This is a genomic window from Halomonas cupida (genome assembly GCF_900142755.1).
GTDB lineage: Bacteria > Pseudomonadota > Gammaproteobacteria > Pseudomonadales > Halomonadaceae > Halomonas > Halomonas cupida.
Genome location: NZ_FRCA01000002.1, coordinates 451,839 through 466,183 on the forward strand (window position 1 = coordinate 451,839; position 14,345 = coordinate 466,183).

Annotated in this window: 12 protein-coding genes; 8 read left to right on the forward strand and 4 right to left on the reverse strand. The window is 60.4% G+C overall.

From position 1 onward, the window contains the following. The first annotated feature begins 18 nt into the window (after positions 1–18). From gdhA to BUE38_RS06180, 4 genes are all read left to right on the forward strand, one after another. Positions 19–1,371 carry an NADP-specific glutamate dehydrogenase gene (gdhA, locus tag BUE38_RS06165; RefSeq protein WP_073434125.1) on the forward strand — a complete coding sequence of 451 codons (1,353 nt, stop codon included), beginning with the start codon at positions 19–21 and terminating at the stop codon, positions 1,369–1,371. A 126-nt stretch (positions 1,372–1,497) separates the two neighbouring features. After that, on the forward strand, positions 1,498–1,911 hold the full coding sequence (gene rnk, locus BUE38_RS06170; RefSeq protein ID WP_073434126.1) for a nucleoside diphosphate kinase regulator: 414 nt from the start codon (positions 1,498–1,500) through the stop codon (positions 1,909–1,911). 488 nt (positions 1,912–2,399) lie between these two features. Next, positions 2,400–4,403 carry a TonB-dependent siderophore receptor gene (locus BUE38_RS06175; protein WP_234986802.1) on the forward strand — a complete coding sequence of 668 codons (2,004 nt, stop codon included), beginning with the start codon at positions 2,400–2,402 and terminating at the stop codon, positions 4,401–4,403. A 119-nt stretch (positions 4,404–4,522) separates the two neighbouring features. Further along, positions 4,523–5,998 (forward strand): helicase HerA-like domain-containing protein, encoded by a 1,476-nt coding sequence (locus BUE38_RS06180; protein WP_073434127.1) that lies wholly within the window; start codon positions 4,523–4,525, stop codon positions 5,996–5,998. Positions 5,999–6,035: 37 nt separating this feature from the next. Here BUE38_RS06180 and BUE38_RS06185 read toward each other — a convergent pair whose 3' ends face one another. The 3 genes from BUE38_RS06185 to BUE38_RS06195 are packed head-to-tail and all read right to left on the reverse strand — an operon-like array spanning position 6,036 to position 8,568. After that, on the reverse strand, positions 6,036–7,073 hold the full coding sequence (locus BUE38_RS06185; protein ID WP_073434128.1) for a 5-oxoprolinase subunit C family protein: 1,038 nt from the start codon (positions 7,071–7,073) through the stop codon (positions 6,036–6,038). Then, entirely contained in the window at positions 7,070–7,804 is a 735-nt protein-coding gene (gene pxpB, locus BUE38_RS06190) for a 5-oxoprolinase subunit PxpB (RefSeq protein WP_073434208.1), read from the reverse strand. The genes BUE38_RS06185 and pxpB overlap by 4 nt, the downstream gene beginning before the upstream one ends. Before the next feature lie 11 nt (positions 7,805–7,815). After that, complete coding sequence (locus BUE38_RS06195) at positions 7,816–8,568, reverse strand: 5-oxoprolinase subunit PxpA (protein WP_073434129.1); 753 nt, start codon at positions 8,566–8,568, stop codon at positions 7,816–7,818. 237 nt (positions 8,569–8,805) lie between these two features. Here BUE38_RS06195 and BUE38_RS06200 point away from each other — a divergent pair, with 237 nt between their 5' ends. The 4 genes from BUE38_RS06200 (at position 8,806) to BUE38_RS06215 (ending at position 12,474) form a co-directional block, all read left to right on the forward strand. Then, complete coding sequence (locus tag BUE38_RS06200; protein WP_073434130.1) at positions 8,806–9,243, forward strand: VOC family protein; 438 nt, start codon at positions 8,806–8,808, stop codon at positions 9,241–9,243. A 195-nt stretch (positions 9,244–9,438) separates the two neighbouring features. Continuing rightward, entirely contained in the window at positions 9,439–10,422 is a 984-nt protein-coding gene (locus BUE38_RS06205) for a TRAP transporter substrate-binding protein (RefSeq protein WP_073434131.1), read from the forward strand. Positions 10,423–10,536: 114 nt separating this feature from the next. Beyond that, on the forward strand, positions 10,537–11,097 hold the full coding sequence (locus BUE38_RS06210; protein ID WP_073434132.1) for a TRAP transporter small permease: 561 nt from the start codon (positions 10,537–10,539) through the stop codon (positions 11,095–11,097). Positions 11,098–11,172: 75 nt separating this feature from the next. Then, positions 11,173–12,474: a TRAP transporter large permease gene (locus tag BUE38_RS06215; RefSeq protein ID WP_073434133.1), complete on the forward strand. Its 1,302-nt coding sequence runs from the start codon at positions 11,173–11,175 to the stop codon at positions 12,472–12,474. A gap of 38 nt (positions 12,475–12,512) precedes the next feature. Here the strand turns inward: BUE38_RS06215 and BUE38_RS06220 are convergent, their stop codons facing one another. Next, positions 12,513–14,327 (reverse strand): ABC transporter ATP-binding protein, encoded by a 1,815-nt coding sequence (locus tag BUE38_RS06220; RefSeq protein WP_073434134.1) that lies wholly within the window; start codon positions 14,325–14,327, stop codon positions 12,513–12,515. Positions 14,328–14,345: the final 18 nt, after the last annotated feature.

Here is a 14,345-nt window from a genome sequence, read left to right on the forward strand (position 1 = left end):
CAACGGTATACTCCCCCTATGCCCTACGTTCACGACACCCTTGCCCGCCTGAAACACAGCAGCCCAGCCCAGGCAGAGTTCTATCAGGCAGCCGAAGAAGTACTGGAATGTCTTCGTCCTCTTATCGAGCGTTTTCCTCACTATCACGATCACAGCATTATCGAACGTATCGTCGAACCGGAGCGCCAGATTCTGTTTCGTATCAGCTGGGTGGATGACGCCGGACGCATACATGTCAACAAGGGTTATCGTGTTCAGTTCAACTCCTCACTTGGCCCCTATAAAGGTGGACTTCGGTTTCATCCCAGTGTGACATCCGGCACGATCAAGTTTCTTGGATTCGAGCAGATCTTCAAGAATGCACTTACGGGCCTTCCCATCGGTGGTGGTAAAGGCGGATCGGATTTTGATCCCAAGGGAAAGTCCGACAATGAGATCATGCGCTTCTGTCAGGCCTTCATGACTGAATTGCATCGTCATATCGGGCCGACCTGTGATGTACCAGCAGGTGACATCGGCGTCGGCAGCCGGGAGATCGGGTATCTATTCGGTCAATACAAACGGCTCACCGGTCGCTACGAAGGTGTACTCACCGGCAAGGGGCTGAATTGGGGAGGTTCCTTCGGTCGTAAGGAAGCCACCGGCTACGGTGCCGTCTATTTTGCCCAGAACATGCTGGCCGCTCGTGGGGACGGCCTGAAAGGCAAGACCTGCCTGGTATCGGGAGCGGGGAATGTTGCCATCTATGCCATCGAGAAGCTCTACGAGCTGGATGCGCTGCCCGTGACGTGCAGTGACTCCCGTGGCACCGTGTACGACCCGAAGGGTATCGATCTTGACCTGCTCAAGCAGTTGAAGGAGGTACGGCGCACATCGCTTGAGGATTACCTGCACGATCACCCCGATGCTCAATACATCTCTGTTCGCGACTATCCGCAGGATGGCCATGCCGTTTGGCGTATCGCCGCTGATGTCGCCTTTCCCTGTGCGACCCAGAACGAGCTCACTGAAGCCGATGCCAGGTCACTGCTCTCTCAAGGTGTATATTGCATCAGCGAAGGTGCCAACATGCCCTCCACCAAACAGGCTGTTGACTTGTTTCTTGAGGAGAAAATTGCCTACGGCCCCGGCAAGGCCGCCAATGCAGGTGGCGTTGCCACCAGCCAACTGGAAATGGCACAGAACAGCGGTATGGAACAGTGGCCAATTGAAAAAGTCGATGAAAAACTTCAACAGATAATGGCCAATATTCACCAGCAATGCGCGACAACTGCTGAAGAATTTGGCGATCCCACCAATCTGGTTCTTGGTGCCAACATCGCCGGTTTCAAAAAGGTTGCCGATGCCATGATTGAGCAGGGTGTTATGTAGTCGCTTTCCTTTTACAGATCGCATAGACTGGCGGTATCAAACAGTCCTTCTTTATCGGGAAGGGCTGTTTTTATTGGCTAGCGTAAAATTATTTCATGGATTCAATTGCTTTCCCAGGAGAGTAAAATGGAACAACGTCCTCCTATCATCATCAACCGTCTCGATGCCGAGCGCCTGCAACGCCTGATCGATGATGCCACGGACAAGGAACGGGCCGTTGCAGAACTGCTGGATGAGGAACTGGCGCGGGGCACGGTGCTCGACCCGGAAATGATTCCAGACAATATCGTGAGCATGAACAGCCGGATTCGCTTCACTGACCTGACCCGCGGTCGGCAGATGATTCGTACGCTCGTCTATCCCCACTCTCTGGAATCGGTCGACGACGCTATTTCCGTCATGGCGCCGATAGGTGCCGGTTTGATTGGCCTCAAGGTGGGCGACGTCATCCACTGGCCGCTGCCCAACAACGGAGCAGTGAAACTGCGTGTCGATGCCATCCTGTGGCAACCCGAGCGCGAGAAGCAGTTTCATCGGTAAGGCTCATCGATAAGGTCACCCCCGCCTGAAATGGCGATGCGCAGACTCAACCTGCCATCGCTGGCTCACACACCGTTGAGCTTCCCTGTACATAGTGCGGCGCGCTTCAGCCTGGCCTTACCACCAACCAGGCCTGCCGCACGATACCTTTGACATCCGGCATAACATCTTTGGCACCCGGCATAACCGCCAACCAGTTACGAAATGTAATAATTCGCATTACCAAAATACGGCCGCACCCTGGTGCGATCCATAACATCGACTGGTAACGCGATCCCATGCTCCCCAACCGACTCCCCTTCTCGCTCAAACCGCTGGCGCTGACGTTCAGACCTTCGAGAAACCGTCCATCACTGCCCTGGACCATCGCTGCGGCTCTGATCGCCGCAGTCGTCTCATCCAGCGCTCTGGCACAGGACCAGCAGGACGCCAATTCCCGGAACATCAACACCCAGAACAACAGTGCCCAGGACACCACCCTCACCACCATGACCGTGGTGGGCGATGCGGCTACCAAGACCGACACGCCCATGAATGAAGTGCCTCAAGCCACTTCAACGGTCACCTTCGAGGAATACGATCAGCGTGGAGCACGGACGGTGCAGCGTGCCCTCAACTACACACCGGGCGCCTACACCAACCAGGTCGGAGCCTCCAACCGCTACGACTACATCGTGCTGCGCGGTTTCTCGGATGGCAGCGTCAACAACACTTTCCTCGATGGCATGAAAGTGATGGGCGATGGTGCAGCCTTCAGTTCATTGACCATCGACCCCTGGTTCCTTGAGTCCATTGAGGTGGTCAAGGGACCGGCATCAGTGCTCTATGGTCGCGCGTCTCCTGGCGGTGTCGTGGCCCTGACCAGCCGCCGTCCGGAGTTCGAGGATAGCGGAGAGATTCGCCTCGGGTTCGGTACCAACAACCAGCGCGAGGCAGCCTTCGACGTCACCGGCGCCCTGGGCGAGGACAAGCGTGTGGCCTACCGCCTCACCGGGCGCGGCAGTGCGGCGGATACCCAGTTCGACCATGTCGAGGAGGAGAGCTACTTCTTCGCCCCTCAGTTGACCTGGGACATCACCGATGCCACCAGCCTGAATCTGTATGCGTACCTCTCCCACCAACCGGAGGGTGGCTACCACGCGGGTCTGCCCTATGAAGGCACGGTGAGTAGCCACAACGGCAAGCACATCGACAATACCTTCTATGAAGGCGAAGACGACTACGACAAGTTCGAACGCGACCAGACCCTGCTGGGCTACGAGTTCGAACATCGCTTCGGCAGCGGCATGACGGCGCGTCAGAAGCTGCGCTACCTGGAAGCCGATGTCGATATGGATCAGGTCTATGCCTATGGCTGGGCCAACGATAACGAGTTGATTCGTTACTTCTCTGGCGCCGATGAGCACCTCACTGCGCTGACCGTCGACAACCAGTTCGAGTGGGATGTCTCGACCGGCGACCTCGACCATCTGCTGCTGTTCGGCGTCGACTACCAGACCCGCGACAATGATGTGGTCTGGCCGTCCGGCGCCTTCCCCAACATCGACGCCTTCAACCCGAGCTATGGTGCTGACCCGACGGCCATGTATGCCTCGACTCGAGAGCGTCACGAGATCGACCAGACCGGTATCTACCTTCAGGACCAGATGCAGTGGGATCGCTGGCACCTGACCCTGGGCGGGCGCTATGACTGGGTGGATATCAAGAACACCGATCGCGACTCTGATACTGCCAGCACGCTGGACGATACCCAGTTCAGTGGTCGTGTCGGCCTGCTGTATGCCTTCGACAATGGCATGTCTCCCTATATCAGCTACAACACTGCCTTCACACCAACCAGCTTCGTCGATGCCAATGGCGATCTACTCAAACCGATGGAAGGCGAGCAGTATGAGGCGGGCCTGAAGTACCAGCCCACCGGCACCCGTGACCACTACTCCATTGCCCTGTTCCACATCACTCAGGAGAACGTGGCAACCAAGGAGCAGCCAACCGACGACTATCGCGCTATCGGCGAGATCGAGTCCCAGGGCATCGAGCTGGAAGCACGTACTCAGATCACTGATGCCTTCAGTCTGCAAGCGGGCTATACCTTCACCGACGCCACCTACAGCAAGAGCGATGATCCCACCGAGGAAGGCAATGAAGCCATCTACTCGCCGCGTCATATGGCCAGCGCCTGGGGCTACTATGATTTCAAGGGCAGTGATTTCAAGGGCGGTGCCCTGGCCGGTCTGAACGCAGGCCTTGGTGTACGCTACAACGCCGATATCCAGGCGGATCGTGCCAATACAGAGAAGGTCCCGGACTACACACTGGTCGATGCGACCCTCGGCTACGATTTCAGCAATGTGGGCCTGCAGGGTGTCTCGGCACGCCTCAACGTCAACAACCTGCTGGACAAGGACTATGTCGCTTCGTGCAACTCGCTGGAGTTCTGCTACTTCGGTGCGGAGCGCAGCGTCGAAGCCACGGTGTCCTACCGCTTCTGATACCGCTTCTGCCGGTGTCGCCCTGCACCCTGCCATGACAAACCCCGCGCAAGCTGCCTATGATGTCGATGGGCGGTTTGCCCGGATCAGCCCGGGCTTTTCTGAACTCGAGGGCAGTCATGACGCAGGGAATCCTGATTGGCGGCTGCGATGCCGGCAAGGTCTATCTGAATCCACGCTACGCCAACCGACACGGGCTGGTGGCAGGCGCCACCGGTACCGGCAAGACGGTGACCCTGCAATGCCTGGCCGAGGGCTTTTCTGACCTCGGCGTGCCAGTGTTTCTAGCCGATGTGAAGGGCGATATCTCAGGCATGAGCCAGGCTGGTAAAGCGCACCCCAAGGTCGATGAACGGTTGCAGGCCATCGGCATCGATGACTACCAGGCCCGTGGATATCCAGTGGCCTACTGGGACCTGTTTGCGAAGAAGGGGACTCCGGTGCGCACCACGGTGTCGGAAATGGGCCCGCAGCTGCTGTCACGCCTGATGGATCTCAATGACACTCAGGAAGGCGTGATGACGCTGGTATTCGAGTTCGCCGACAGCGAGGGCATGCTGCTGGTGGACCTCGCAGATCTGCGCTCTACGCTGGAATACCTCGCCGAGCACGGCAAGGAACTGGGGGCGGGTTACGGCGTGGCCAAATCATCGGTCAATGCCATCCTGCGCCGCCTGCTGATGCTCGAACGGGAAGGTGGCGAAGCCTTCTTCGGTGAGCCGGCGCTGCAGCTGGATGACTTCATGCAGACCACGCGGGACGGCCGCGGCATCATCAATCTGCTGGCGGCGGATACGCTGATCCAGAATCCTCGTGTCTACTCGACCTTCCTGTTGTGGCTGCTGTCGGAGCTGTTCGAGACGCTTCCGGAATTGGGTGATCCCGACAAACCGATCATGGTGTTCTTCTTCGACGAAGCTCATCTGCTGTTCAAGGATGCACCCAAGGCCCTGCTGGAAAAGATCGAACAGGTCGTGCGCCTGATCCGCTCCAAGGGAGTGGGCGTGTACTTCGTCACCCAAAGTCCCGCAGACATCCCTGAAACCGTGCTGGCCCAGCTCGGCAACCGGGTCCAGCACGCCCTGCGTGCCTATACCCCCAATGAGCGCAAGGCGGTACGCGTCGCCGCCCAGTCGTTCCGGGAGAATCCCGAGTTGGACACCGTCACTGCGATCAGCGAGCTCGGCGTCGGTGAGGCCCTGGTGTCCACGTTGATGGACAAGGGCATCCCGTCTCAGGTGGAGCGCGTGCTGGTGCGCCCGCCCCAGTCTCGCATGGGTATGGTCACCGATGAGGAACGCGAGGCAGTACTGGCTCATGACCCCAACCTGCGCCGCTACCGGGATGCGGTGGATCCACGTTCGGCCCACGAGATTCTCGCTGAACGCACGGCAAAGGCCATGGCCGAGCAGGAGAAGGCTCAACAGCAGGCCAAGGCCGAGAAAAAGGGAGGCACCAGCAAGTCGAGTGGGCGCCGCTCGAGCAACCGCCAGAGCAGCACCGAAGCCTTCGTCAAGAGCATGGCGCGCACCCTGGGCAGCAGCCTGGGACGGCAACTACTGCGTGGCATCATGGGCTCGCTATTGAAGAAGTGAACGCTGGTTCAGGCTCAGGTTCAGTCTCAGCCCCCGCTCACATCTTCCACATGGCCAGTTGCTGCAGATACTCGTGCCGAGCACGCTCAGGCGACATCGGCGCCAGACGCACGGCGGCACCGGGCATGCATTGCGCCAGACGTGCGCAGGACTGTGGTGTCAGGGCGCCCAGTCGCGGGTAGCCGCCGATGGTCTGGCGGTCGTTCATCAGAATGATCGGCTGACCATCCGGTGGCACCTGCACCGCACCCAACGGAATGCCCTCCGAGACCATGCCGCTCATGGCGCAGTCCAGCGGCGTTCCCGTCAAACGAATTCCCATCCGATCGGCGCGCTGATCAACCTGCCACTGTTGCTCGAAGGCACGGAACAGACTGGTGCCACTGAAGGCGTGAATCTGCGCTCCCGGCACCAGATCAAGACGCACGATGTTCTTCTCACCAGCTATGTTCTCACCAGCTACGGCCTCACCAGCAGCGACACCACCAGCAGCGACACCACCAGCAGCGACACCACCAGCAGTGACACCACTGGCAGGTAGTGTCGACCGGGCCTCTTCCGGTAACTGACCAGGCCTTGCCAGGGAGGCTTGCCTGGCCTGACGATCCGCCCCCTCCAGACGATCTGCCACCTGCAACGTCCTGCCCTGGCCATCGAGCCCGCCCAGCCCTTCGCGTACCGTGCTGGTGACACTGCCCATCACCGGGTCGGCCAGCACACCGCCAGGTATGGCGAGATAGGCTCTAAGCCCCGATTGCGGTCCACCAAAGGCCAGAGTCTGCCCCGCCTTCAAGGTAAAACGCTGGCCTGACGTCAGCGGGGCGCCATCGACGGTGGCTGCCAGATCCGCTCCGGCCAGCGCCAGCAAGGTGTCTGCCTCGGCCACCAGGCTCAGGCCCCCGACCATGACCTCGATACCCGCGGCGTCCGGGGCATTGCCCAGCAACCAGTTGGCCCAGCCCAATGAAATCCAGTCCATGGCACCGCCCTGGGTGACTCCCAGATGACGCACACCCCGGCGCCCGCCATCCACCACCAGCGCCAGAGGACCGGCACGTTCCACCCTGAGTGTCATGAGCGGCCCTCCCCGTTGGGTCTCTCACTGCCAACGCCCGGCTGCGGCGTGGTATCTCCGCCCTGGGCCATGAAGGCTTCGCGATCGATGGCAACGAAGCGCACGCGATCGCCGGGACGAAACAGGGTGTAACCCTCGCGCTGGCGATCGAACAGCTTGACGGCGGTTCGTCCCAGCAGATTCCAGCCGCCTGGCGACGGTGCAGGATAGATGGCAGTCTGACGATCGGCGATGCCGACACTGCCTGCCGCCACCTTCTGGCGTGGTGTCTTCAGGCGCGGTGTGGCCATGGCTTCCTCGATCAGCCCCATGAAGCCGTAACCCGGCGCAAACCCCAGCGCGAAAACGCTGTAATCCCGCGCGGTATGTCGTTGAATCACTTCATTGATGTCGGTGCCGAGGCGCTCGGCAACCAGTGGCAGCTCCGGCCCGACTGAGACGTCATACCACACCGGAATCTCATGCAGCGTACCGGCCTCGCCGTCGCGGGGTTCCAGGCCCATCAGTGCCTGAGAGAGACGAGCACGCGCCTCGGGCAGCGCCAACTGCTTGATGTCAATCTGCACCAGCACCGTGGTGTAGGACGGCACCACCTCCAGCGCCAGCTCGCCCAGAGCATCCCGGATGCTGTCGACCGCCGCCAGTACCCAGGGCATATGGGCTTCATCGATTCGGTCGAAGAGACGCACGATCAGTGAGTCGAAAGCCACGGTTTCCAGCCGTGGCATCAGCGGGCTCCTGCTCACGCGCCCTCCAGTGCATCAAAGGCCTCGCGAATGGCACGAACCGCGGCCACCGAGCTTTCATTGTCACCGTGAACACAGAGCGTATCCGCAGCCAGTTGCAGCGGCCGGCCATTACGGGCGATGAGAGCTTCCCCCCGGGCCAGGGTCACGGCCTGCTGGACGATGGTGGCTTCATCATGGTGGACCGCATCCGGCTCGCGCCGAGACACCAGACGTCCTTCGCCGTCATAGGCGCGGTCGGCAAAGACCTCGAACCACAGCGTGATGCCCTCCTCCTGCGCCAGGTCGCGAAGGGCGCCGGTATCCGCCGTGGACATCACCAATAACGGCAACTCGGGATCGTAGGCCTTGACCGCGCGCATGGTGGCACGCAGCAGTGTCAGGTCCCGTGCCATATCGTTGTACAGGGCGCCATGGGGTTTGACATAGCTCACCCGAGTGCCTTCGGCCCGGCACACCGCATCCAGCGCACCAATCTGATAGAGCACCAGGTTCTCGGCTTCCTGCGGTGAGACCGCCAGGCTACGGCGGCCGAATCCGACCAGGTCGGGATAGGCAGGGTGGGCACCGACACGGACGTCATTGGCCACCGCGTACCCGACGGTGCGGCGCATCACGTCCGGATCACCGGCATGAAAACCACAGGCGATATTGGCGCAGTCGATGAAGGCCATGACATCGGCATCACGCCCCATCTGCCAGGCGCCGAAACTCTCGCCCACATCACAGTTAAGTAACGGAATCGTCATGGGAAATCCTCAATCGTTGTTGTATTTGATTCGTTGTTGCACTGGCCTGGACAGCCATTGCTCGACTCGATCATCGCCGAATTCAATCATTGATAACGAATCTATCGCTGTTGGCAGGCCCTCGTCCAACGCTGTTGCGCTGGAGTGAATTCGGATAAATCGTTGACGCCGATGGCAGTCCGGGCAAAGAATCACAGGGACTCTGACCAACAAAGCCACGATAACAGGAGAACCCTCATGGCCGTATCCGATCCCTTCCACCTTGCCATCCAGGTCCGTGATATCGAGGAAGCCCGCCAGTTCTACGGTGAGTTCCTCGGTTGCCCGGAAGGTCGCTCTTCCAACGCCTGGGTCGATTTCGATCTCTATGGCCACCAGTTTGTCTGCCACCTGAATCCGGCTCTCAAGGATGCGGCTGCCGCTGCTCACAAGAATCCGGTGGATGGCCACGGCGTACCGGTCCCCCACTTCGGAGTGGTACTGGAAATGGCTGCCTGGCAGGCGCTGGCCGACAAGCTCAAGTCTCACGGCGTCGAGTTCGAGATCGAACCCTATATCCGCTTCAAGGGCGAGCCCGGCGAACAGGCCACCATGTTCTTCAAAGATCCCTCCGGCAATGCGCTGGAATTCAAGGCCTTCAAGGATCGGGAGACGCAGTTGTTCAAGAAGGCATGAGGGTAAGCTGAGGGGTATCGTCATCCGCTGCTGCGTGGAGTTGCCTTTCAACTGTCCCTTGCACCAGGCTGAACTAACCTTTGCACCGGGCTGAAGGCAGCTGCTCCGAGTTGATGCGACACCTCTCGACTCATGGGGCCGGTGGAATAGATCCAGTAACGCCAATATCCAACAACAATACAGGAGCTTTCGACGATGACGATTTCCACGCCAACATCTCTGGCCACTGCCGTCGCCCTTGCGCTTGTCGCGGGGTCCGCCAACGCCGCGGACTGGAACCTGGCCACGCCCTACGGCGATGCCAGCTTCCATACGGTCAATACCAAACAGTTTGCCGAAGATGTCCGCGAGGCCACTGGCGGCGAGCTCAATATCAACGTGCACTCCGGTGGCTCGCTGATCAGCCATGGTGAGATCAAACCGTCGGTGCGACGTGGCACGGTGCAGGCAGGCGAGGTGTTCCTGTCGATTCTCTCCAACGAGTCCACCGTCTTCGAACTGGATACCCTACCGGGACTGGCCGGCAGCTACGATGAAGCCTGGCAACTGTGGCAGGCCAGCAAGCCTGCGGTGGAGATGCTCTTCGACCATCAGGGGTTGATGCCGCTATATGCGGTTCCCTGGCCGTCGCAGGGTATCTACACCGATTTCGAGCTCAATGACCCGGCCCAGTTCCAGGGGCTGCGAGTGCGTGCTCCCAACATCAATACCCAGCGTTTGACCGAGAATCTCGGCGGCCTGCCCACCGAAACCGAAGAGTCGGACATCCCCACCGCCTTCTCCACAGGACGCGTTGACGCCATGATCACCTCGGTCTCCACCGGCGAATCCATGGCGGCCTGGGACTATGTCAGTCACTTCAGCGATGCCAACCTGTGGATTCCCAAGAACATCGTGTTCGTCAACCGCCAAGCCTTCGAGAGCCTTGATGCGGATGTCCAGCAAGCGGTTCTCGATGCTGCAGAAGCCGCCGAGCAACGAGGCTGGGAGGCCAGCAAGGCCGACGCGGCCGGTAGCACCCAGGCGCTGACCGAACACGGCATCAGCATTTCGTCCCCCAACGAAGCGGTAGCCGGAGCCCTCCAGGCCGCTGGTGACGAGCTGTTCGAGGAATGGGAAAGCCGCGCAGACGCCGGCGCCAGACAGCTGGTCGAGAAATATCGCGCCTCGCTGCAGTAAACCATCGACTGTGAGTCACAAGCTACGAGCGGTTGGCGACTGAGCGCAGGATGTCGTCGCCTTCCGCTCCTGGCCAGTCGCTCGTAGTGAGTCGTTCGTAGAGAGGGCTTCCCCATGTCATTCCGTCTCATGCCGTTGTACCGCCTCGGCGGCCTTGGTGCCGCCATATCGATGGTGGCCATCTGTGGGCTGGTATCGCTACAGGTGCTGTTCCGCCTGGTCGATGCCCTGCTGGTACTGTTCGGCAGCTCGCGGCTGGGCATCGAGGTCACGGGAGTCTCCGAGCTGGCCTCCTTTCTGCTGGTCGGCGCCACCTTTCTCGGCATGGCCTACACCTTCACCCATCACGCCCATATCCGTATGTCGCTGGTCATCCAACGGCTACCGGCAGCGATCCGGGCCTTCACGGAGCTGTTCTGTCTACTGGTCGCCACCGCGCTGAACCTGCTGTTGTGTGTTTCGCTGTGGGCGCTCATGCGGGAGAGCATTGAGTTCAATGATGTCTCCTCGGGCCTGCTGGCGATTCCGATCTGGATCCCCCAACTGGTGCTGTTGATCGGTATGGCACTGATGAACCTGGCCCTGCTGGAAGCACTGTGGATGACCGCAAGAACGGCCTTTACCTCGCCTTCCAGTTACCAGCCAGCGGATGACGACACCTCTGCTGGACATTGATTACACCGCTGCTGGACATTGATTGCACCGCTGGATATTGACGCCCATGAATGAGCTGCCGCGAGACCTGACCCCATGCTTGTGATCAGTATCGTTACCCTTGTTGCCCTGGCCGTGCTGCTCGGCAGCGGCGTCTGGATCGCCTATGCTCTGCTGGGGACCGGCTGGCTGGTGCTGAGCCTGTTCTTCCCGCTGGCACCGGGGCCGATTCTGGCCTCGGATTTCTGGGGCGCCAGTTATGGCTGGGATCTCACCGCCCTGCCGATGTTCGTCTGGATGGGCGAGATCCTGTTTCGCTCCGGACTGGCCAACAACATGTTCCGGGCACTCTCGCCCTGGTTGGGCCGCGTGCCGGGCCGACTGCTGCATTCCAATATCATCGGTAGTGGTCTGTTTGCCGCCGTGTGCGGGTCCTCGGCGGCGACCTGCGCCACCGTCGGCAAGATGACGTTGCCGGAGCTGAAGAGCCGCAACTACGACGAACAATTGGCCATCGGTACCCTGGCCAGTGCCTCGACGCTCGGCCTGTTGATCCCACCCTCGATCATGATGATCGTCTACGGCGTGGTCACCGAGCAGTCGATCTCGCGGCTGTTCATCGCCGGTGTCGGACCCGGCATCATGCTGCTGGGGCTGTTCATGGCCTATGTCATCGGCTGGTCGGTGCTGGTCGGTGAGCGCAAGGGTCTGGCCGGTCGTCATGAAGGCCATACGCCATTGACCACGAAACTGCGTGGCAGCCTGGAACTGCTGCCCCTGCTGGCCCTGATCGGTGGAATTCTTGGCAGTATCTACGGCGGCCTGGCCTCGCCCACCGAAGCGGCGGCTTCCGGGGTTGTACTGTCGATGCTGATTGCTCGGTTCAACGGGCATTTCAGCTGGCATACCTTCAAGGAAGCGCTGTTCGCTGCCGTGCGCACCTCCTGCATGATCGCCTTCATCATCGCAGGCGCATCCTTTCTGTCCTCGGCGATGAGTTTCACCCAGTTGCCGATGGATCTCGCCGAGCAGATCGGTGCCCTGGGATTGTCGCCGATGGCCCTGCTGGTGGTGCTGACGCTGTTCCTGCTGGTACTTGGCTGCTTCCTCGATGGCATCTCGCTGATTCTGCTGGTGACCTCGATCATCATGCCGGTTATCGAAGTGGCTGGTTTCGACCTGATCTGGTTCGGTATCTATCTAGTGATCGTCGTCGAGATGTCGCAGATCACGCCACCGGTCGGCTTCAACCTGTTCGTGATCCAGAGTCTGACCGGACGCGACATCATGTACATCACCCGGGCAACCATTCCTTTCTTCCTGCTGATGCTGGTGGCCATCGCCCTGATGTATGCCTTCCCTGGCATCGCGACCTGGCTGCCCCAGGCGATGAATTGAGCCGGGCCCTCGGCCCGGCAGGGAACCGGTCGCAGTTCCTATTGCAGTGGCAGCTCCTGTGGTTCGACCAGTTCCCCGGTCTGCACACGCCACTGGGCCGCGTAGCGACCATCTCGAGCCAGCAGCTCATCATGCCGTCCCTGCTCGACCACCCGGCCATGCTCCAGCACCAGGATGCTATCGGCGTGCACGATGGTCGAAAGCCGGTGGGCGATCATGATCACGGTACGTTCGCTGCCGATGCGTGCCAGAGAGCGCTGGATGGCAGCTTCGGTCTCGTTGTCGACGGCGCTGGTGGCTTCATCGAGCACCAGTATCGGTGGGTCCTTGAGCAATGCCCGTGCCAATGACAGACGCTGTCGCTGACCACCGGAGAGCCGCACACCCCGCTCGCCGACCAGGGTTTCCAGCCCCTCGGGCAGACGTTCGATGAAGTCCCATGCCTCGGCGGTGCGAGCCGCCGCGATCACTTCGTCATCGCTGGCCTCGGGTCGCGCATAGGCGATGTTGTCACGGATGCTGCCCTCGAACAGATACACATCCTGACTGACCAGGCCAATCGCCTGGCGCAGCTCGCTCTGACGCAACTGCTTGATTTCCATTCCGTCGAGACAGACGTCACCGCTATCCGGGTCATGGAAGCGCAACAACAGCTTGATCAGCGTCGACTTGCCCGAGCCGGTTGCACCGACCAGCGCCAGCGTGCTGCCGGCCGCCACCTGCAGATCGATCCCGTCGATGCCGGCACCGGTACCGGTACCGGTACCGGGATAGTGGAAGCTGACAGCACGGAAACTCACTTCACCGCGCACCGGCTGCGGCAATGCCTGGTCGCCGTCATCGCTGACACGAATCGGTGTGGCGATCAGGTCGAGGATGCGCCTGGTGCTGGCCATGGCGCGTTCGAACAGGTCGATGACCTGAGCCAATCCGGTCAATGGCCACAGCAGCCGCTGGGTAAGAAATACCAGCACGCCATAGGCGCCGACGTTGAGATCACCACGCAGGGCCATCATGCCACCGACCGTAAAGGTCGCCAGAAAGCCGGTGAGGATGGCCATGCGAATCACCGGAATGAACGCTGAACTGATGCGTATCGCCTGACGATTGGCTTCGACATAGGCTTCGCTGTCCTCACGCAGACGCTGTGCCTCGCGGTGTTCAGCGGTAAAGCTCTTGATGGTGGCAATGCCCTGCAGGTTGTTCGACAGACGGCTGGACAGCACGCCGACCTTCTCACGCACATCGGCATACAGCGGAGCAGCCTTGCGCTGGAAAACGAAGGCCCCCCACAGGATCAATGGGATCGGCGTAAAGGCCAGCAGCGCGATCAACGGCGACAACACCACAAAGACGGCGCCCACCGCGACCACGGTTACGGCCACCTGCACCATGGAGTTGGCGCCACCATCGAGGAAGCGCTCGAGCTGGTTCACGTCATCGTTCATGGTCGCCACCAGTGTCCCACTGGAGTGGCTCTCGAAGAAGCCCATGTCGAGACGCTGGACGTGCTCATAGGCGTCCTGGCGCAGGTCGGACTGCAGCCGCTGCGCCAGGTTGCGCCATAGAATCTGATAGAGATATTCGAAGATCGATTCGCCCGCCCAGATCAGGAAGGTCAGCACGCCGAGCATGATGATCTGCGAGTGCGCTGACTCGAAGCCCAGCCGTGCGACGAAACTCTGCTCCTGATTGACCACCACATCTATGGCCACACCGATGAGGATTTCCGGCGCAATATCGAACAGCTTGTTGATGACGGAACAGCAGGTCGCGGCAATGATGGTTCGGCGATAGCCACGGGCATAGCGCAGCAGGCGTCCCAGCGCCTGAAGACTCCCGGAAGTGGACATGGGGCGGAGCTTCCTGAG

What these genes read in the sequence shown, in the direction of transcription:
- gdhA (WP_073434125.1), top strand. Translation starts at nt 19, where the DNA reads ATGCCCTACGTTCACGACACCCTTGCCCGCCTGAAACACAGCAGCCCA.
- BUE38_RS06210 (WP_073434132.1), top strand. Translation starts at nt 10,537, where the DNA reads ATGTCATTCCGTCTCATGCCGTTGTACCGCCTCGGCGGCCTTGGTGCC.
- rnk (WP_073434126.1), top strand. Translation starts at nt 1,498, where the DNA reads ATGGAACAACGTCCTCCTATCATCATCAACCGTCTCGATGCCGAGCGC.
- BUE38_RS06175 (WP_234986802.1), top strand. Translation starts at nt 2,400, where the DNA reads ATGACCGTGGTGGGCGATGCGGCTACCAAGACCGACACGCCCATGAAT.
- BUE38_RS06195 (WP_073434129.1), bottom strand. Translation starts at nt 8,568, where the DNA reads ATGACGATTCCGTTACTTAACTGTGATGTGGGCGAGAGTTTCGGCGCC.
- BUE38_RS06200 (WP_073434130.1), top strand. Translation starts at nt 8,806, where the DNA reads ATGGCCGTATCCGATCCCTTCCACCTTGCCATCCAGGTCCGTGATATC.
- BUE38_RS06220 (WP_073434134.1), bottom strand. Translation starts at nt 14,327, where the DNA reads ATGTCCACTTCCGGGAGTCTTCAGGCGCTGGGACGCCTGCTGCGCTAT.
- BUE38_RS06215 (WP_073434133.1), top strand. Translation starts at nt 11,173, where the DNA reads ATGCTTGTGATCAGTATCGTTACCCTTGTTGCCCTGGCCGTGCTGCTC.
- BUE38_RS06180 (WP_073434127.1), top strand. Translation starts at nt 4,523, where the DNA reads ATGACGCAGGGAATCCTGATTGGCGGCTGCGATGCCGGCAAGGTCTAT.
- BUE38_RS06185 (WP_073434128.1), bottom strand. Translation starts at nt 7,073, where the DNA reads ATGACACTCAGGGTGGAACGTGCCGGTCCTCTGGCGCTGGTGGTGGAT.
- BUE38_RS06205 (WP_073434131.1), top strand. Translation starts at nt 9,439, where the DNA reads ATGACGATTTCCACGCCAACATCTCTGGCCACTGCCGTCGCCCTTGCG.